The 18,221-nt window shown below is 56.2% G+C and carries 15 protein-coding genes, 1 tRNA gene and 2 pseudogenes; 5 read left to right on the top strand and 13 right to left on the bottom strand.

The window, feature by feature from the left end:
• Nucleotides 1-79: 79 nt before the first annotated feature.
• The 3 genes and pseudogenes from K5Y32_RS15175 to K5Y32_RS15165 all read right to left on the bottom strand — a co-directional run bounded on the left by K5Y32_RS15175 (nt 80) and on the right by K5Y32_RS15165 (nt 2,701).
• Nucleotides 80-785: pseudogene (locus K5Y32_RS15175) on the bottom strand (aminotransferase class III-fold pyridoxal phosphate-dependent enzyme).
• A gap of 144 nt (nt 786-929) precedes the next feature.
• Nucleotides 930-1,856, bottom strand: a complete 927-nt coding sequence (locus K5Y32_RS15170; protein ID WP_222184864.1) for a glyoxylate/hydroxypyruvate reductase A — start codon at nt 1,854-1,856, stop codon at nt 930-932.
• Entirely contained in the window at nt 1,856-2,701 is an 846-nt protein-coding gene (locus tag K5Y32_RS15165) for a GNAT family N-acetyltransferase (RefSeq protein ID WP_222184862.1), read from the bottom strand. Before K5Y32_RS15165 ends, K5Y32_RS15170 begins: the two co-directional genes overlap by 1 nt.
• A 155-nt stretch (nt 2,702-2,856) precedes the next feature.
• On the opposite strand from K5Y32_RS15165, the gene K5Y32_RS25050 reads away from it, so the two are divergent.
• Entirely contained in the window at nt 2,857-3,459 is a 603-nt protein-coding gene (locus K5Y32_RS25050; RefSeq protein ID WP_370635111.1) for a transposase, read from the top strand.
• 69 nt (nt 3,460-3,528) lie between these two features.
• Nucleotides 3,529-3,865, top strand: a pseudogene (locus tag K5Y32_RS25045) (transposase).
• 63 nt (nt 3,866-3,928) lie between these two features.
• On the opposite strand, the gene cbl reads toward K5Y32_RS25045, so the two are convergent.
• The 5 genes from cbl to K5Y32_RS15130 all read right to left on the bottom strand — a co-directional run bounded on the left by cbl (nt 3,929) and on the right by K5Y32_RS15130 (nt 10,036).
• A complete protein-coding gene (gene cbl / locus K5Y32_RS15150) occupies nt 3,929-4,888 on the bottom strand; it encodes an HTH-type transcriptional regulator Cbl (RefSeq protein WP_008109354.1) in 960 nt (319 codons plus the stop codon).
• A gap of 172 nt (nt 4,889-5,060) precedes the next feature.
• Nucleotides 5,061-5,978, bottom strand: a complete 918-nt coding sequence (nac, locus tag K5Y32_RS15145; protein ID WP_008109351.1) for a nitrogen assimilation transcriptional regulator NAC — start codon at nt 5,976-5,978, stop codon at nt 5,061-5,063.
• Nucleotides 5,979-6,548: 570 nt separating this feature from the next.
• Nucleotides 6,549-7,580, bottom strand: coding sequence for an ABC transporter permease (locus tag K5Y32_RS15140; protein WP_222184860.1), 1,032 nt, complete (start codon nt 7,578-7,580; stop codon nt 6,549-6,551).
• A gap of 14 nt (nt 7,581-7,594) precedes the next feature.
• A complete protein-coding gene (locus K5Y32_RS15135; protein ID WP_222184858.1) occupies nt 7,595-9,079 on the bottom strand; it encodes a sugar ABC transporter ATP-binding protein in 1,485 nt (494 codons plus the stop codon).
• Between the two features lie 33 nt (nt 9,080-9,112).
• A complete protein-coding gene (locus tag K5Y32_RS15130; protein ID WP_061717661.1) occupies nt 9,113-10,036 on the bottom strand; it encodes a sugar ABC transporter substrate-binding protein in 924 nt (307 codons plus the stop codon).
• Nucleotides 10,037-10,543: 507 nt separating this feature from the next.
• Between K5Y32_RS15130 and K5Y32_RS15125 the strand changes: the two genes are divergently transcribed.
• Nucleotides 10,544-10,619: transfer RNA gene (locus tag K5Y32_RS15125), tRNA-Asn, on the top strand.
• 75 nt (nt 10,620-10,694) lie between these two features.
• Here K5Y32_RS15125 and K5Y32_RS15120 read toward each other — a convergent pair.
• The 5 genes from K5Y32_RS15120 to K5Y32_RS15100 all read right to left on the bottom strand — a co-directional run bounded on the left by K5Y32_RS15120 (nt 10,695) and on the right by K5Y32_RS15100 (nt 15,903).
• Nucleotides 10,695-11,987: an NtaA/DmoA family FMN-dependent monooxygenase gene (locus K5Y32_RS15120; protein ID WP_222184856.1), complete on the bottom strand. Its 1,293-nt coding sequence runs from the start codon at nt 11,985-11,987 to the stop codon at nt 10,695-10,697.
• An 11-nt stretch (nt 11,988-11,998) separates the two neighbouring features.
• Entirely contained in the window at nt 11,999-13,198 is a 1,200-nt protein-coding gene (locus K5Y32_RS15115; protein WP_222184854.1) for a M20 family metallopeptidase, read from the bottom strand.
• A gap of 97 nt (nt 13,199-13,295) precedes the next feature.
• A complete protein-coding gene (locus K5Y32_RS15110) occupies nt 13,296-13,952 on the bottom strand; it encodes a methionine ABC transporter permease (RefSeq protein ID WP_192233454.1) in 657 nt (218 codons plus the stop codon).
• Nucleotides 13,933-15,063, bottom strand: a complete 1,131-nt coding sequence (locus K5Y32_RS15105; protein ID WP_222184852.1) for a methionine ABC transporter ATP-binding protein — start codon at nt 15,061-15,063, stop codon at nt 13,933-13,935. The genes K5Y32_RS15110 and K5Y32_RS15105 overlap by 20 nt, the downstream gene beginning before the upstream one ends.
• Nucleotides 15,064-15,075: 12 nt before the next feature.
• A complete protein-coding gene (locus tag K5Y32_RS15100; protein ID WP_222184850.1) occupies nt 15,076-15,903 on the bottom strand; it encodes a MetQ/NlpA family ABC transporter substrate-binding protein in 828 nt (275 codons plus the stop codon).
• Nucleotides 15,904-16,116: 213 nt separating this feature from the next.
• On the opposite strand from K5Y32_RS15100, the gene K5Y32_RS15095 reads away from it, so the two are divergent.
• The gene (locus K5Y32_RS15095) at nt 16,117-16,758 is read left to right on the top strand and encodes a TetR family transcriptional regulator (RefSeq protein ID WP_222184848.1); all 642 of its coding nucleotides are present in this window, start codon (nt 16,117-16,119) and stop codon (nt 16,756-16,758) included.
• Between the two features lie 74 nt (nt 16,759-16,832).
• A complete protein-coding gene (locus K5Y32_RS15090; protein ID WP_222184847.1) occupies nt 16,833-18,215 on the top strand; it encodes a D-arabinono-1,4-lactone oxidase in 1,383 nt (460 codons plus the stop codon).
• Nucleotides 18,216-18,221 lie beyond the last annotated feature (6 nt).

The following is an 18,221-nucleotide window of genomic DNA, read 5'->3' as shown; positions in this document are numbered from 1 at the left end:
AAATGTGCTATCTCGTTAACTGGTTATACCAGCGGAAGGTTTACAAATTACTGCAATAATTTCAATGAGGAAGCGCTTTTTAACCCAGTCGACCGCTGGCACGCGCCAGCGCGATATCAAAGATATGCAGCGCTTCTTCCAGTTGCGAATCGGTGGAGAGCAGCGGCGCGAGGAAGCGCACGGTGTTGCGATGAATGCCGCACTTAATCAGCAGCAAACCTTCCTGACAGGCGCAGTCGAGGATTTTCTGCGTCATCGCCGCATCCGGCTTTTTGGTCTCGAAATCAACGATCTCAACCGCCTGCATAAAGCCAATCCCGCGCACATCGCCAATGCAAGCATACTTCTCGGCCAGCTGTTGCAGGCGCGCGTTTAGCTGCTCGCCGAGTTGATTGGATCGCGCCAGCATCTACCGCTTCCGCGCCGCTGGTGAAGAACACGCTTTTGAAATCTTCTCCGCCACCGACCAGTGCATTGAGGCGCTTAGCCAGCTCGATGTAGCCCGGATACGCCCCCACCTGGAAACAAGCGTGCGACACTAAACCGAGTTGTTTGGTGACCGCGTTGACCACCGCCGGATAGTTGTGCCCGACGTTGAGCACGCCGATGCCACCGACGAAATCGAGATAGCGATTGCCCTCAACGTCCCATACTTCGCTGCCTTTCGCCCGCTCGCTCACCAACTGATGCGCCGTGATGACGCCACGTGGCACATGCTGCTCACGCGCGTCCAATAACAAGCAGTTATCGGAATATGTTTGCTGCTCCGCCATGACATTCTGCATTCTAAAAACCCCTTTCCACGTAACGTTCGGATGGCTCAAGTATCGCAACCTGTTGGTTTCTCACGCTGCCGTAATCCGCCGGACAGCGGCATTTCCTGTCAAAATCCTCAGCGAATCAGCAGGGAAATTTGGCGTTCAGCGCAGTCAATATCCCCGCTTACGATCGATCAGCCCGACCATCGGTTCGCCGCGCTGATAGCGGCGCAGATTGTCGAGCAGCGCGGCGACGGCGCTGTCGGTTTGTGTTGCGCTGGCGATGTGCGGCGTCAACCAAATGGCCGGATGCTGCCAGAACGGATGCCCGACGGGCAGCGGCTCGGGATCGGTGACATCAATCACCGCCGCGCTGAGTTTGCCGCTCGCCAGCGCCGCCAGTAAATCCGTTTCATTGAGCTGCGGACCGCGTCCCACCTGTACCAGCGCGGCGCCGTCGGGCAACTGCGCAAACAGCTGCGCATTGAGCAACCCGCGCGTGCTGTCGGTGAGCGGCAGCAGGCACACCAGAATGTCGCTATGCGCGAGGAAATCCCCCAGCTGATCGCTGCCGTGCCAGCAACGCACGCCAGCAAACTCGCGGGGCGTGCGGCTCCAGCCAGCGCAATCAAAACCCAGCGACACAAGTTGTTTTAAACAAGCCTGGCCGAGTTCGCCGAGGCCCATCACGCCAACACGACGCTGGCTGGCGGTGCGAATCGGATGGGTTTGCCACTGCTCAGCGCGCTGCTGCTGAAAGTAGCGCGGCATATCGCGATGCAAACCGAGCACCGCGAAGGTGACGTATTCGACCATGCCTTGCGTCAGGCCGGGTTCGATCATGCGTACTACCGGCAAATCCGGCGGTAGCTGCGTGAGATCGAACTGATCCGCGCCCGCGCCCACCGATAACAGCGCTTTGAGATTGGGAAAGGTGCTCATCAGGTTTTCCGGCGGTTGCCACGCCACCAGCAGTTCAACCTGCCCGGCATCACCGATATCCGGCCAGATGTGCAGCTGAATATCCGGCGCATGTTGCGCCAGCCAGCGCTGCCAGTACGCGCCGCGCGTGGCTTCTGATTTGTAGACGATATGCATCAGGCCATCGCCTGGGTCATCAACCCGAATGCCTGCATCTCACCTTGTTGCGGTGACCACGGCGTTCCCCGAATCATGGTAGTGGGCGCATCGACCTGCGCCAGGCCCAAGGTTTCCAGCCAGGCCGCCAGCGGCAGCGCGCCATCGGTATCAATACGCACGAACTCGCCGCGCAGGCCTTGCATCAAGGCGGAAATCAGCGTTTGCGCGATGTCGAGATTCAGCGCGATCACCGGGCCAATCGCCCAGCCGTGACCGAAGCGGCGCAGGCTGGCAAAACCGTGCACGCGCTGTTTGGCATCCTGCAACAGCACGGTTTGAAAATCGGTGATCAGGCTGTTGATCAGAGCGGGACGCCACATGCCGTGCGCCTGGTGATCGCGTTCGATCAGCAGATCGGCGTCTGCGGCTTGCGCGTTACGCAGCGTTAAACCGGCTGGAATGTTGACGGCTGGCACCGACGCCAGCTCGCGCGTTTGATGCTGCTGAATGTGGCCGGTGACCTCAAAGCCGAACTTCTGGTACAGCCCTTTGCCCATTTCGGTGGCGTGCAGGCGAATGGTGTAATCGGGGAATTTTTCCAGCAGCGCCAGCATCAGCTGCTTGCCGGTGCCGCGGCCCTGAAACTGCGGATTCACCACTACCAAACCGATGGTTGCCGCCTGCTCGCCCCAGCGCCAGCCAAAGGCGCTGCCGACGAATTCGCCGTTTTCTTCAGCGACCACGCCTTCACCCAGCGCCAGCGCTTGCTGCCAGTCTTCCCGGCGGTGCGGCCATTTGAGCTGCTGGGTGATGGCGTAGCCGTGTTCGATGTCGCTCTGTGTCATTGCGCGTAGTGTGATCATGGTTTTCCTTGCTAGTGAGGTCGCCATAAATGGCGACCCTTAAGACCCGATCTTTCATCGTAGCTTCAAGCCCTCCGTTTCTCCTTTCACGCCAGCAACTACTCTGAACGGTAACCAGAAGCTCTGACTTCGTATGTACAAGGCTAGATGGCGTGATGGTTTATGTGAAAGGGAGTCCGCAGATAATTTATCTCGGTATTGATGTCAGCAAAAATAAAATAGACCTCTGCCTGTTGCCCGGCAACGGCAAAAAGAAAAGCAAAACCCTTAAAAATGACGATGTCGCAGAACGCAGTATCTGCGACTGGCTGTACAAACAAAAATGTCCCCCCGGGCAGGTGACGGCTGTCATGGAAGCGACCAGCGTCTATCACGAAAATGTGGCTTACGGGCTGCATGAAAACACGGCGGTGACGGTTTGCATCAGCAATCCTCAGCGCGTCCGGGAGTTCGCCCGGGGAATGGGTATTCTGACTAAAAACGACGCGGTTGATGCCTGGGTTCTGGCCCGATACGGCGAGCTGAAACAGCCTAACGCTTGGATACCGCCTTCGCCTGAAGTGCGGAAGCTGAAGGAGCTGCTGCGGCTGCGGGACGCCATACAGGCGGATATCGTGCGCGCGACGAACCGTCTGGAAAAGTCAGAGTCCACCCGAACGGCCAGCGAAATTATCGACTCGCTGAACAGAACAAAAAAAGCGCATGAGGATGGGCTGAAGCGCATTGAAGCGCTGATATCCAGCCACTTCGATGACTAAGATGATCTGGATGAGGACAGGGAACTGCTGGAATCAATAAAAGGCATCGGCCGCGTGGTGGGCACGACGATGTTGTCAGTGCTGCGCTCATGCCGGTTCCGGAACGCCGGACAGGTGGCAGCGTGGCTGGGCGTGGTGCCTAGAAAAAACGTCGGGAAGCTCGGTAAGGGGGCTGTCCAGAATGTCAAAAACGGGCCCGGCCGCGGTGAGAGCGAAGCTGTATATGGCGGCGGTGGTTGCATCAAGATGGAACCCGCCGGTAAAAGCGATGTATGAGCGACTAATCGCCAGAGTAAAACCGAACAAAGTTGCGCTGGGCGCGGTGATGCGCAAGCTGGTGCATCTGTGCTTCGGAGTACTGAAAACACGAAAGCCGTGGAGTGAAAACTATGCAGCTACCGCTTGACGGGCAAGACGGTAGCTACGAAGGATGGTTTTGTAGGGTCGCCATTTATGGCGACCGATAACATTAAATCTGAAAGTCGATAGCCGGTTCGTTTTCTGTCTCGTAGGAAAGTGCCTGACGCTTAATTTCCTCCAACGAAAGATTCGCATTACAGAGTTCAAGGAACTGCCAAACGTAATTGCGCTGCAACTGACCGCGCTTGAGACCGAGCCACACGGTATTGGCATCGAACAGATGATGCGTGTCGATTTTTACCAGGTCTTCGCCTTCATAAATATCACATGCCTGATCGGCCAGAATGCCCACCCCAAGACCGAGTTCGACGTAGGTTTTCACCACGTCAGAATCCTGCGCGCTCAGCACGATATCCGGCCTCAGTCCTGCCGCCTGGAAAGCACGATCGACCCGCGAACGGCCGGTAATGCCCTGACGATAGGTGATCAACGGATAACGACTGAGGCTGGCGAGCGTTACCGGCTGGTGCTGCAACAGCTCATGATCGTGCGGCACTAAAAGTGAGTGATGCCAGCTGAACCACGGAAATGCCGCGAGGCTACTGTTATTCACTAACTGCTCGGAGGCGATGCCGATGTCGGCTTCACCCGCCAGAAGCATGGCGACGATCTCCTGCGGCGATCCCTGATTCAGTTCAAGACGCACATTAGGATAGAGCTGACGAAACGCTTTAATCACGCGAGGCAGGCTGTAACGCGCCTGAGTGTGCGTGGTGGCGATAGTCAGCACGCCGCTGGTTTCATTGGTAAACACATCCGCTAAGCGGCGAACTTTGCCCGCTTCATCAAGGATGCGCTCAGCAATGGTCAACAGCGCCTTGCCCGGTTCGGTCATGCCTAAGAGTCGCTTGCCACGACGAATAAAAATTTCCACGCCCAGTTCATCTTCCAGATCGCGAATATGGCGGCTCACTCCTGATTGGGAGGTAAACAGCGTATTCGCTACTTCGGTCAGGTTGAACTCGCAACGGGCCGCTTCACGTATAATTTTAAGTTGCTGGAAATTCACACCCTTTTCTCCTGGTTCCTGCCCCTGTTTCGTCCATGTTATGAAGTTGGTGTCATTGCAACAAATAATAAAAAACGGTGTGTTATGCGGAATAGTAATAAGGGAGGTTTTGCGAGGAAGATAAAAAAATAAAGGTCACCATGAATGGCGACCCTACGGGATTACTGCGGGATTAACCCACCAACATCAATTCACGATCCTCTACCGCTGGCTTATTCAGCAGCGACAGCAGAATATTTTTCACAGCCTGCGCCGATGGCGACAGCGGCAGACGCGCAGAGATGTTCAGCGACAGCGGCAGATTCAGCGATGGGCTATTAATTCGCGCCATCCACGCATGGGTTGAACTCACCAGCGCACGCGCCGCAGATTCTGGCAGCACTGTGACGCCCATGCCGCTGGACACCGCCGCAGTCAGCGTGGAGATCGATTCGATTTCGCCGATGATGCGCGCGCTCAGACGACGCAGCGAGAACGCTTCATCAACACGTTTACGCACCGCGCTGTAGTCGCGTGGCAGGAAAAGACTCATCTGCGCCACTTCCGCCAGATCGACAGTCGCCCCCGGACACGCCGTTGCGCCCACCAGATAGAGCTCTTCTTTCATCAAAGGAATGCTGTTGATGCCCGCCGTTGGCGCACGATCGTACAGCACCGCCATGTCCAGTTGGCCGTTCATCACTTTTTCGTTTAGCGAGGTGCCGCTGTTTTCATGCAAATACACCAGCACATCCGGGAACTGCTCACGCACCGTCTGCAGCAGCGGCATGGTGAGCGAGGATGCGGCGGTGCCCGGCGCTAAACCGATAGAAACCTGGCCGTTCAATGCCTGACCGGCGTTGATTACTGCCGTTTGCGCCTGTTCACACTGACGCAGAATGGTGCGAGCGTGGGCATACAGAATTTTACCGGCTTCAGTTGGCGTCACGCCGCGCTTGGTGCGGATCAGCAATTGCTGATCGAGTTCATTTTCCAGCGTAGCGACCTGCTGGCTAAGCGCAGGCTGCGCGATGTGCAGCACTTCTGCTGCCTGAGTCAGGCTGCCGATATCGACGATTTTTACAAAATACTTGAGTCGTCTTAAATTCATGTTGCCTCCGTCAATCCCCGAATACCCAGGTTGGGCGTCTCAGCCTGCTGGCTTGTGGGAATGAAGTTGCAATATGCAGGCCAGGTTTGTTCGCGATGCAAAATTGCGTTGCCAGATTTTTCCTAACGGCACGGAAAATAAGCGTTTGTGATTACCTCGAAGGAGTTAATAAGCGCGGACGATGACGTGATTTGCGTAAGCGTTGAACAAAATGCACCGCGATGGGGCAGAAAATGCGAGTCAGGCGTGCAAAAAAGTGATGACCGGATGAGCTGGTTTGGTGCAGAAAACACAGAAAGTGAACAGAAACGGCGGGAATGGAACAAAACGAGCGGGAAAGAAGGGGGTTAGCCAGTTGGAAAACTTATGTGGCGGGCGGTGCGCGTTGTCCCTCACCCTAACCCTCTCCCGCGCGCGGGAGAGGGAACCGACCGTGCACAATGTCACTACGCAAAATAATTCGCGCTGTAGCAAGGCGGCAAGAAAATTCAGCCCCGGGAGCATAGTTAACTATGTGACCGGGGGGAATTTTCGCAGCCAACGCCGCTACAGCGTGAAGTATGAAGCGTATTAGCGTTTTTTACGGTTGCGATGCATATCTATTGAAACCGCTGCGACGATGATGATGCCTTTGATGATGTCCTGCACGTAAGCATCGACACCGACAAAGGTGAAGCCGCTCTTGATCAGGCCAAGAATCACCGCACCAATCAGCGTACCGGTGATGCGCCCCACGCCGCCCATCAGGCTGCTGCCGCCAATAACCGCTGCGGCGATGGCATCCAGTTCGTACGCCATCCCCATGCTGGACTGGCCGCTACTGACGCGCGCCGCCAGCACCACACCCGCCAGGCCAGAAAGCGCACCGGCGATGGTGTAGACGATGATCAGGTACTTATTAACGTTGATACCGGACACTTTGGCGGAGGTCATGTTGCCGCCAATCGCGTAGACATATTTGCCGTAGCGGGTGTGTTTTAGTGCGATGTGGAACAGGAACGCCACCACCAGGAAGATAATGACTGGCATCGCGCCCTGGCCGATGGAGGTGAAGCCATCTGACAGGAAGCTAATCGGGTTACCCTGCGTGTAGTACTGCGCCAGACCGCGTGCCGACACCATCATGCCGAGCGTGGCGATGAACGGCGGGATACCGGTTTTGGTGATCAGCACGCCGTTCATCACGCCGCACAGCAGCCCCACGCCAATACCGGCAACAATTGGTATCACCGCAGGCAAGTTGACCAGCGACGGATACATCGGCGACAGACTGTCTGAAGTTTGCGCCAGACTGGCCGCCACCACCGCGGTTAAGGCGATAACCGAACCGGATGACAGATCGATACCGGTGGTGATAATGACCTGGGTCACACCCACTGCGATAATACCGATGATCGCTACCTGCAGAATAATCAGTACTAAGCGGTTGGTGTTCATCAGGAAAGATTGATCACGTACGTACCAACCGGCAATTTCAAAAATCAGGGCAATGCCCACCATCACAACAAAAATCCCGGTGTCTTTTGGCAGCTTGTGACGCAAGTTGCCAAAGAAAGAACTCTGATCTGCGGCCTGCGGGGCCGTAATTTTTACGTTACTCATAGCTGTCTCACGCCTCACTCGGATGCCAACGACAAAATGGATTCCTGATTGGCCTCTTCTTTATCGAGGATGCCGGTTATACGTCCGCCGTGCATAACCATCACGCGGTCGCTCATGCCGAGAATTTCTGGCAGCTCGGACGACACCATGATGATGGCCACGCCGCGATTCGCCAGTTCACTGATTAAGCGATAAATCTCTGCTTTTGCCCCCACGTCGATACCGCGCGTGGGTTCGTCGAGAATCAGGATCTTCGGTTGTGCTAGCAGCCAGCGGGCAATCAGTACCTTCTGCTGGTTACCGCCGCTGAGGTTATTGATGATCTGATCCATGGTTGGGGTTTTGATGTTCAGCTTGCGAATCTGATCCATACAGTCCTGCGCCATTTTGATGTGGCTGACAAAACCGCTTTTATGGGTGTAATCGGGCATGTTGACGATGCTCATGTTCTCCATCACCGACAACACCAGGAACAGCCCCGACTTTTTACGGTCTTCGGTCAGGAACGCCATGCCCTTCTCAATCGCCGTCGAAGGCGAATCGATCTTGACCGGCACGCCATCAATCAGGATTTCACCGCTGTCGAAACTCTCCATGCCGAACAGGCTTTCCATCACTTCGCTGCGTCCGGCACCAACCAATCCCGCTACGCCGAGGATTTCGCCTTTGCGCACCGTGAAGTTGATGTCGGTGAAGCGATCTTTGCAGGTGAGATTGCGCACCGTCAGCACATCCCCACCGATTTCACCGTTGAATTTCGGGAACAGCTGGGTTAATTCACGGCCCACCATCTGTGTAATTAGCGACTGACGCGTGTATTCGCTGGTGCTGTTGCTGCCTACCCACGATCCGTCACGGAAAATACTGATCTCATCGGTAATGGTGAAAATCTCATCCATCTTATGGCTGATATAGATGATGGCTTTGCCCTGCTCACGCAGGTCGCGGATGATGGTGAACAGATGCGCCACTTCGGTTTCCGTTAGTGCCGAAGTCGGTTCATCCATAATCACGATGTCCGAATTCCAGGAAACCGCTTTAGCGATTTCCACCATCTGCTGCGAGGCGATGCTGAGCTCGCCGACCATACGATCGGCTTTCAAGCGGATATTCAGTTTGTTCAGCAGTTCCTGTGTTTGTTTATTTAGCTTGCCGTGGTCAACAAAGCCGTACTTCATCGGTTCGCGACCGAGCCAGATGTTCTCGGCCACGGTCATGTAAGGCACCAGATTGAGTTCCTGGTGAATCATGGAGATGCCGGAACGTAGCGCATCCATGGTGTCCTGAAACTGCACCGGCTCCCCTTTAATGCGAATGGTGCCCTTATCGGGACGATACATCCCGATAAGGCATTTCATTAAAGTGGATTTGCCCGCGCCATTTTCACCCATCAGGGCATGTACCGACCCCGGTTTAATACGCAGTGAGACATTGTCGAGTGCCTTCACTCCGGGGAAGAACTTGCTGATGCCTTCGGCTTCAAGCGCAAAAGCGGTCATACATCACCTCCGTACGGCTGAGTCGGTTACGGTTTATTTCTGATTACGTGATTCGAACTGCGCCATGTTGTCTTTGGTGATCAGCTGGTAAGGAATGTTGATGACCTTTTCCACTTTCTCGCCGTTTGCCAGTTTCACTGCCGCCTGCACCGCACCTTCGCCCTGACCTTTCGCGTCCTGGAATACGGTGGCAACCATTTTGCCGTTCTTCAGCATCTGCAACGCATCTGGCGTTCCATCAACACCGGCAATCAGGATGTGGTTCGGGTTTTTACCCAGCGCCTGCAGCGCACCAATCGCCATTTCATCGTTGTTGGAGGCAATCGCCTGGATATCGTCACCGGCGGTCAGCCAGTTGCTCACCACGTCTACCGCATCGTTACGCATGAATTTAGCGGTCTGTTTCTGTACCACTTTGATGCCCGGATATTTTGCTACCACCGCTTCCACGCCTTTGGTGCGGTCACGGGTCGATTCGTTAGCGAGGTCGCCCATCAGAATGGCGACGTTGCCTTTACCGTTCAGCGCTTTCGCCAGGGCTTCCATCTGCAGACGGCCGGCCAGTTCGGAATCCGAACCGACGTAAGCCATTTTGTCTTTCAACTCGCCCGCCGGTTTACGGTTGACGAACACCAGCGGCACGCCCGCTTTCGCTGCGGCATCCACCAGCGGTTTCACCGCGTTGGTATCCACCGGGTTAACGATGATGGCGTCAACGCCCTGACCAATGAAGTTCTGTACCTGCTGCAGCTGCTGTGAAACGTCACCTTTGGCATCTTCGACCTGGCCTTTAACGCCATCTTTGGTCATCTCTTTTTGCATCGCGGTGCGCAGAATGGTGAGGAAGTTGTCATCAAACAGCGCCATAGAAACGCCCACCTGAAGATCTTTTGCCATGACAGCGGCAGGTAACATGCAAACTAACAGGGAAGTTAATAACGCTTTTTTGAATTTCATAGGTAACCCTTCTTATTCGTTAACATGCTCAGGTTGGCTGAGACCGCGAATGAAAAATATCTTTTACATTCACCCAACGTCGCTGGCGTTTTTTTTGTGGTTGTAGAGGTAAGGCTTCTGGTCTAACGCTATCGGTTTACTGCATCTTTTCGGTGTAACTTACTACTTATCAGCCAGTTATTTTCAAAATGCCGTTTCAGATGAGTGAAGTCGTTTCGCCGGTGATGATAAGCAGTTCATTTATTTCATCTGATTGACATTTGAAACTTTCATCATAAAAGCACTGAAATGATTGTTTTAAAATCGGCAAATAACAAAACTTTGACATGCCTCTAACATCTCAAAGGAATTGCGTTTAAAGTGAGATCTTGCTGGCAGTTTAGAATCTGATCATTCAAGTCAGAAAAGCAGCATTCCGCTGCTTTTACGCGCACTTAAATCAAAAGTGTGCAGTCGGGCTTTGACAACGGGGATCGGCATCGCTAATATGCGCCTCGTTCACACGATTCCTCTGTAGTTCAGTCGGTAGAACGGCGGACTGTTAATCCGTATGTCACTGGTTCGAGTCCAGTCAGAGGAGCCAAATTCAAAAACCCCGCTCAGGGAAACCTGAGCGGGGTTTTGTGTTTTTGAGGATTTGCCAGGTTACCACGAGCAACTACGCAAGCGGAGCCAGCTCCAAACTGCTGCGGAAATCGTTGCCGACATAATCTGTATCGATCAGCTGGCGGCGACGCAGTTCTGGCAGCAGGCCGTTGAGCAGCAAATCCTGCTGATCGGGCTGGCCGAGTCCATGCAGCGAAATCACATCCAGCACGCCAGCGCGGTAGCGCTGTTCGATGGCATCGGCCAGGGTTGCTGGCGTTCCGGCGACAAACCAGTGGCCGGTCTCTTCAGCTTTAATGATCAGCTCGCGCAGGGTTAATCCTTCCAACGCATAGCCACGGAAAATGGCGGCGCGCCCCTGACGACGATGCACCTGCGCCAGTTCGGGAATCAACGCGGCGGGCAGCGGTTGGTCGAGCGGCAAATCGCGTAGATCCACCTCGCCGCCCAGCATGTCGGCCACGCGCAATCTGCCCTGTTCATAGTTGATGCGTTCATGCTTATCGCGCAAACGGCGCGCCACATCGGCGTCGCTGTCGCCAATGATGGCGTGGAACGAGTTCATGATCAGCGGCGGATTGTGTTCGCGGCCAAAACGTCGCGCCCGCTGCTGCACATCAGCCACGAAGGTTTGCGCGGCATCGAAGGTGGGCTGCGAGGTGTAAATCACTTCGGCATAACGTGCGCCGAGGGTTACGCCCGCTTCGGATTGTCCCGCCTGGAATTGTACCGGACGACGCTGTGGCGGCGGCGGTACGTTAAGCGGACCCGCCACCTGGAAATAGTCGCCGCGATAGTTAATCGGGTGCAGTTTGCTGTGATCGAGACGAATGCCGCCGCTGGCCGTGCGCTGCACTGCCGCGCGTTCGTTGGCGTCATACAGCGCGTTCATCACTTCGATAAACTCGGTGGCGCGCGCGTAGCGCTCCTGCGGTGGCGGCAGCTGGCTTTCACCAAAGTTCTCCTCGCCAACTGATGAAGTCACGGCGTTCCAACCCGCGCGGCCGCCGCTGATGTGATCGAGCGTGCCAACCTGACGTGCCAGATTATACGGATGCAGCCAGCTGGTGCTGACGGTGGCGATTAAACCGATGTGCGAAGTCACCTGGCTCAATGCCGCCAGCGCAATCAGCGGATCTTGCGTGCCGGTGGTGCCGGCTAATCCGGCCGGATCGGCCTGCAGCAAATCGGCGGTAAACAGCCCGGTGATCTTTTCGCGCTCGGCAATCTTCGCCAGTTCAATGGCGCGCGTGATGCCCACGCCTGGCTGGCTGTCATTGGCGGCGGAAATCACACTGCTGGCGCCGACCAGCGTTTTCAGTTTTCTGCGATACGTTTGCGACACAACACTCTCCTTTATGGTTGTCGCGCGAAATCCGCTTTGACGTTGTTTAAGGCGTCCGCATCGATCAGCAGACGTAAGCCGGTGCGGGCCAGCACGCGCGCGCCAATCAGCAGCGCCTGATAGCCGCGCTCAGAGTTGGCCGCTTCACGGAAGGGCACGGTGTGGAAAATCAGATCGTCGGAGCCGATTTTCAGCCACGGATGCGCCGTCGGCACCGCGTGGCTGATGTCGCCGGCATCGGTCGAGACTTTGTTCTTCTGCGGCGAGAGATCAACCTGCTCGCCAGCCGCGCTGAACTCCTCCAGCAGCAAGGCATCCAGCGCTGAGTTGAGTTTGAAATCGCGCGGGCCAATCTGATGGTCAATCTCGACGCGCGCGCCGGTCGCCAGCGCCACGCCTTCGGCAATGGCGCGCAGACGCGGCTCAAGGGATTCCACCACTTCGCGGCTGTCCGCGCGGATGTAGTAGTGCGCCGACGCGTATTCCGGGATCACGTTTGGGGCCTGGCCGCCGTTGGTGATAATGCCATGCACGCGCACGCCATCTGGCAACTGCTGACGCAGCACGCTGATGCCGTTGTAGAGCAGCACCAGCGCATCCAGCGCGTTAATCCCTTCATGCGGCGCGCTGGCAGCGTGTGACGGCTTGCCATAGAAGTGGAAATAGAGATGATTATTGGCGAGCGTGGATTCAGTCAGGCGGGTTTTGCCCGAAGGATGCACCATCAGCGCCACGTCGACATCTTTGAGGTAGCCGGCTTCGACAAAGCGCTTTTTCACGTTGCCTTTGGGTCCGCCCGGTCCGGCTAATCCGCCCTCTTCCGCTGGCGTGCCTAACACCACCACGCGTCCACCGGTTTGATCCAGCACCTGCGACAGCGTGATGGCCGCCGCCACGCTGGTGGTGCCAATCAGGTTGTGACCGCAGGCGTGACCGATGCCGATCAGCGCGTCATATTCTGCGAGAAAAGCGATGGTGGGGCCCGGTTTGTCGCTGGCCTTGACCGCGTAGAACGCGGTTTCATGCCCCGCGACGTTAAGTGTGACGTCAAAACCCTGCGCCCTGAGTAACTGTGTCAGCTGCTCGCTGGCGAAATATTCGTTGTTGCCGGTTTCAGGATTTTGAAATATCGCCTGCGATACCTTGAGGTAAGCGGCGCTGTGTTGTTCGAGGCTGTTTTCGAGCGTGAGCTGAAGTGGATTCAGCGACATGAGCATTCTCCTTTGGCAAAACAATGCGCAATAGATTGCGCCGCTACCGTAGATGCACGTATTCGTAGCGGCGCGATTTATCGCGCATCAGTGATAATCAATGGCGCTTATCAATACGCTGCACTAACCGGTCGCCGAGCCACTGAATGCCGCACACCAGCACAATCAGCACCGCGATCACCGCGATCATCACTGAGGTTTCAAAGCGCTGATAGCCATAACGGATCGCCAGATCGCCCAGTCCGCCTGCGCCAATCGCGCCGGCCATGGCCGAAGCACCAATCAGCGCCACCAGCGTAACCACAAAACCAGAGAGGATGCCGGGCAACGCTTCCGGGATCAGCACATCCCAGACAATGCGCAGCTTGCTAGCGCCCATGGCGCGCACCGCATCAATCAGGCCGCGATCGACATCCCGCAACGACACTTCGGCCACGCGCGCGAAGTACGGCGTGGCGGTGATCGACAGCGGCACAATCGCGGCCCAGGTGCCGAGCGAGGTGCCAACCAGAAAACGGGTAAAGGGGATCAGCGCCACCAGCAGAATAATGAACGGCAGCGAGCGGAAGCTGTTGATGATCAGGCCCAGCACGCGATTAACGCCGCGATGCTCGGCGATGCCGCCGGGGCTGGTCATCACCAGAATCAGGCCAAGCGGCAAGCCGGCCACCAGCGAAAACAGGCCGGAAATCACCGTCATTAATACCGTTTCGCCTAACGCATTGAGTAAAAGATCAATCATGACTGGCGACATAACCCACCAACTCCACTTGAGCCTGCTGCGCGTGCAGCCAGCTGAGAATCTGTTGCTCGTCGGCCGCGTTCGCCGCCGGGAGCGCAATAAAGAAACGCACCACCGCGTAGTGCTGGATGTGATCGATGCCGCCCTGCAGCAGGCGGAATTTGCCCGGCAGCGCGCCGGCAAAGCGGGTTAGCAGATCGCCCTGCGCATCGTCACCGGCAAAGTGCACGCTGTAGATGGCGTCGCCCTGTATCTCATCGCTGAGGCGCGCGGCAATATTTTCCGGCAGCTGCGGCAGCAAACCGCGCAGCAGCGTGCGCGTCAATTGCGAGTTGGGATGCGCAAACACCTGCCAAACCGGACCTTGTTCAATAATTTCACCGGCATCAATTACCGCCACGCGATGCGCCACAGATTTGATGACTTCCATCTCATGGGTAATCAGCAGAATGGTGATGCCGAGTTTTTGATTCAGGGATTTGAGCAGCGCAAGAATCGAGCGCGTAGTTTCCGGATCGAGCGCCGAGGTGGCTTCGTCGCACAGCAGCAGCGCCGGGCTGGCCGCCAGCGCACGGGCAATACCAACGCGCTGTTTTTGGCCGCCGGATAACGCCGCCGGATAGCTTTGCGCCTTGTCCGCCAGCCCTACCAGCTCCAGCAGTTCCGCCACGCGCTGCTGGCGTTGCGCTTTATCCATGCCGGCAATTTTCAGCGGCAGCGCAACGTTCTGCGCCACCGTTTTTGCTGATAACAGATTGAAGTGCTGGAACACCATGCCAACGCGGCTGCGCACCGTTTGCAGCTGTTTTTCCGACAGGCCGGTGATGTTCCGGCCTTCGATTTCAATGACGCCTTCATCAGGTTGTTCCAGCCCGTTGAGACAGCGGATCAGCGTGGATTTCCCCGCGCCGCTGCGTCCAATCAGGCCAAGAATTTCGCCTTTCTGCACCGTCAACGAGATATCGCGCAGCGCCTGGGTTTGTCCAAAGCGACGTGACACGCCTTGCAGGCGCACCACGCTGCCGCTGTCGCGAAACTTCACCTGCGCCTCGTCGTGGGCACTTTCCACCACGCCGCGTTTGACGGCGGTAAAGGGCGTTTCGGCTGCTGAGAATAACGTCATCTTATTCGTTCCTTACCAGGCCGTTTCGCCCGTGCCTTTGTAGACCTTGTCAAACACGGTCTTCACGGCATCGTTCTGATAAGAAGCCACCAGCGTTTTCACCCACGGCGCGCTGACGTTCTCTTTCTTCACCGCAATAAAGTTGTTGTACGGATTATCTTTTACCGGCTCCTGCGCAATACGGTCTTCTGCGGTCAGGCCACTTTTCAGCGCCCAATCGGTGTTGACGACGGCGGCATCCAGATCAGGAACGGAGCGGCCGATGATGCCGGAATCCAGCTCTTTGATTTTCAGATGATGCGGATTCGAGGTGATATCGGCGGTGGTGGCCGCGATGCCGACGCCCGGCTTCAGCTTGATCAGGCCTTGTTGCTCAAGCAGCACCAGACCGCGCGCTTCGTTAGAGGGATCGTTTGGCACGCCAATCACCGCGCCCTCTTTCAGCGCTTTGGCGCTTTTCACTTTCTTCGAGTAGAGACCAATCGGCCACACGGCGGTATCGCCGACGCGCACGATGTCGTAGTGATTGACCTTGATTTGGTTATTAAGGAACGGCTGATGCTGGAAGGCGTTGGCATCCACTTCGCCGTTTTGCAGCGCTTCGTTCGGCTGGTTGTAATCGTTGAAGATCACGGTTTTCACCGTTAAGCCTTTTGCCGCCGCCTGTTTGATCACTTCGCGCCAGACATCTTCATCCTCGCCGCTCATAATGCCGACTTTTACCGAGGTTTTATCCGCCGCGTGGGCGATGGACAGCGGCGACAGCGCCGCGCTGGCCAGCAGTAAGGCGCCAGCCGTTAACAGGAATTTATTTTTTACTGATGACAGACGTGTGTGCATAAAATGCTTCCTAATCGTTATAATTGCGCGAGTCAAAATAAGCTGTCGTAACGACAGATGACCGCAGTATACGCAGTTGCTTATTCCTGCATTATGATTTATTCAGAAATGCTATTCCTGAAAAGCATAAAGCCGCAGCGCCGCTCGCATCGCCACAAGCGAGAAAATGGCTGTGTTATCCTCTCCCTTTTGATGGACTTGTTACTGAGCGCTATGTCGGACAACACACCTAAACGAAAAAATGACCCTGAAGGGCTGAAGAAACGCATCCTCGCCGGTGCGCTGAAAATGTTCGCCGAGTTTGGTATGCAGGGCGCAAGGCTGGAGCAGATCGCTGAGCACGCACAAACCACCAAACGCATGGTGGTGTATCACTTTGGCAATAAAGAGCAGCTCTATATTGAGGTGCTGGAGCAGGTGTATCAGGCGATTCGCCAGCATGAAACCGGCCTTAATCTCGCCGAGATGGCACCGGAACTGGCGATGACCAAGCTGGTGGAAGCCAGCTTTGATTACCACGTTTCGCACCCGGACTTTATGCGGCTGGTGTGTACCGAAAACCTGCTGCGCGGGCGCTACATCATGCAATCCGAACGCATCAAGGCGCTGAACAAAAGTGCACTCGATGTGCTGGATGACATTCTGACGCGCGGCCAGCAGCAAGGGCTGTTTATGGATGGGCTGGACACCGTGGATGTGCACCGCTTGCTGAGCAGCATTTGTGTGCACCACGTCTCCAATCGCTACACCTTTCATACGCTGTTCACGCCGAACGATAGCGAGGAAGACAGCATCCGCCGAAACCGCCAGTTAGCCGTCACCGCCACGCTGCGTTATGTGCGCAAAGCCCCGTAGGCTGCGGCTGCGCGCTGATGGTCTACGCTTTTAAATTTGGGACCGTCACAGACCACAGACTAAGGAACGCCGTAGTGAACAAAGATCCCCACCTTTATCCCTTACGTCATACGCAGAATACCGATCAGGACAGCGCACTGTGGAACTGGGCGCAAAACACGGTGGTTGGTCAGCGTAGTCAGTTACAACAGCCGCAAACTGAAGCGGAGTTGCAACAACTGCTGCGCACCGCCAGCGGTAAAGTGCGCGTGCTGGGCAACCGCTTGTCGCCGGGCCGCATGCTCGGCGTTGATGAGCAGGATTTGCTGCTGGATCTCAGCGCGTTCAACGGCATGCTTGCGCAAGACGAAGACAGCGTCACCTTTGCCGCCGGCACGCCGCTGGAACAGGTTTACAGCACCTTAACCGAGATGGATCGCATGCTGGCCTCGTCGCCGGGCGTGATTGCGGTGCAAACGCTGGCGGGCGCGATGGCTACCGGCACGCACGGCCAGGGTTTAGCACAAAGCTCAATCGCCGATGAAGCGCTGCGCATCCGCATGGTATTGGCTGACGGCAGCGTGCGTGAATTTGTGCGCGGCGAGCCCGATTTCGCTGCCGCACAGGTTTCGCTCGGCACCCTGGGCATTGTGACGGCCGTAACGCTGCGCACCCGCCCTTTCCGCCTGTTTACCTGCCACAAATTCGCCGTCTCCGCCGATACGCTGGAGAACGATCTAATCGAATGGAACCAGCAGTATGAGATGAGCAAAGCCTGGTGGTTTGTCGATGACAACCTGATGCACGTGTGGAACGCGCACGAAGCCAGCGCTGAAGAGTCGCAGGCATGGCACGCCAATCAGCGCGAGGTGATTGAGCATGGCGATGACACCGACAGCAGCCTGAATGACACCATCGACCAGACGCTGGCGCAGATGCATCGCGATACGCAGATTCACGGCAAAGGGGGTAAACAGTTCCGCACCGTGACGCGTTTCCGCGATTTCACCGACATCAGCGGCGATATCTATCAGCTATTTTGTCGCGGCATTGCCGTGCCGCAGATCAACGTCGAGATCGGCGTGCCGCTAGAGAAAACGCCGCAGATTATCAGCAAGATCAAAGCCTGGTACGCCGAGAATCATCCGCACATGCACTATCCGATCATTCTGCGCTGTACCGGCGCGTCTGAAGGCTGGCTCAGCCCGGCGTATCAGCACGCCACCTGCTTCTTTGGCTTTGTGGTCTATTACGCTGATGACGGTTCGCTGTCGCAGGATGGCCTGCATTTTCTCACTGAAGTCGAGAAGCTGCTGGCGGCCGAAGGCGGACGTCCGCACTGGGGCAAATATTACGATCCGCAGCGCTATCAGTGGCGCGATATCTATCCGCAGTGGGATGCTTTCCGCGCAGTGCGCGACCAGCTCGATCCACAACGCCGTTTTAGCAATGACTATGTCACTGCTTTGTTTGATTAAGTTTGA

The sequence above is a fragment of the Pantoea sp. DY-15 genome, from assembly GCF_019795935.1.
Taxonomy (GTDB): Bacteria; Pseudomonadota; Gammaproteobacteria; order Enterobacterales; family Enterobacteriaceae; genus Pantoea; species Pantoea leporis.
The sequence above is the reverse complement of the archived record's forward strand: the minus strand, read 5'-3'. Positions and strand labels throughout refer to the sequence as shown.

What these genes read in the sequence shown, in the direction of transcription:
- K5Y32_RS15170 (WP_222184864.1), bottom strand. Translation starts at nt 1,856, where the DNA reads ATGCATATCGTCTACAAATCAGAAGCCACGCGCGGCGCGTACTGGCAG.
- K5Y32_RS15165 (WP_222184862.1), bottom strand. Translation starts at nt 2,701, where the DNA reads ATGATCACACTACGCGCAATGACACAGAGCGACATCGAACACGGCTAC.
- K5Y32_RS25050 (WP_370635111.1), top strand. Translation starts at nt 2,857, where the DNA reads ATGGTTTATGTGAAAGGGAGTCCGCAGATAATTTATCTCGGTATTGAT.
- nac (WP_008109351.1), bottom strand. Translation starts at nt 5,978, where the DNA reads ATGAATTTAAGACGACTCAAGTATTTTGTAAAAATCGTCGATATCGGC.
- K5Y32_RS15140 (WP_222184860.1), bottom strand. Translation starts at nt 7,580, where the DNA reads ATGAGTAACGTAAAAATTACGGCCCCGCAGGCCGCAGATCAGAGTTCT.
- K5Y32_RS15135 (WP_222184858.1), bottom strand. Translation starts at nt 9,079, where the DNA reads ATGACCGCTTTTGCGCTTGAAGCCGAAGGCATCAGCAAGTTCTTCCCC.
- K5Y32_RS15130 (WP_061717661.1), bottom strand. Translation starts at nt 10,036, where the DNA reads ATGAAATTCAAAAAAGCGTTATTAACTTCCCTGTTAGTTTGCATGTTA.
- K5Y32_RS15115 (WP_222184854.1), bottom strand. Translation starts at nt 13,198, where the DNA reads ATGTCGCTGAATCCACTTCAGCTCACGCTCGAAAACAGCCTCGAACAA.
- K5Y32_RS15110 (WP_192233454.1), bottom strand. Translation starts at nt 13,952, where the DNA reads ATGTCGCCAGTCATGATTGATCTTTTACTCAATGCGTTAGGCGAAACG.
- K5Y32_RS15105 (WP_222184852.1), bottom strand. Translation starts at nt 15,063, where the DNA reads ATGACGTTATTCTCAGCAGCCGAAACGCCCTTTACCGCCGTCAAACGC.
- K5Y32_RS15100 (WP_222184850.1), bottom strand. Translation starts at nt 15,903, where the DNA reads ATGCACACACGTCTGTCATCAGTAAAAAATAAATTCCTGTTAACGGCT.
- K5Y32_RS15095 (WP_222184848.1), top strand. Translation starts at nt 16,117, where the DNA reads ATGTCGGACAACACACCTAAACGAAAAAATGACCCTGAAGGGCTGAAG.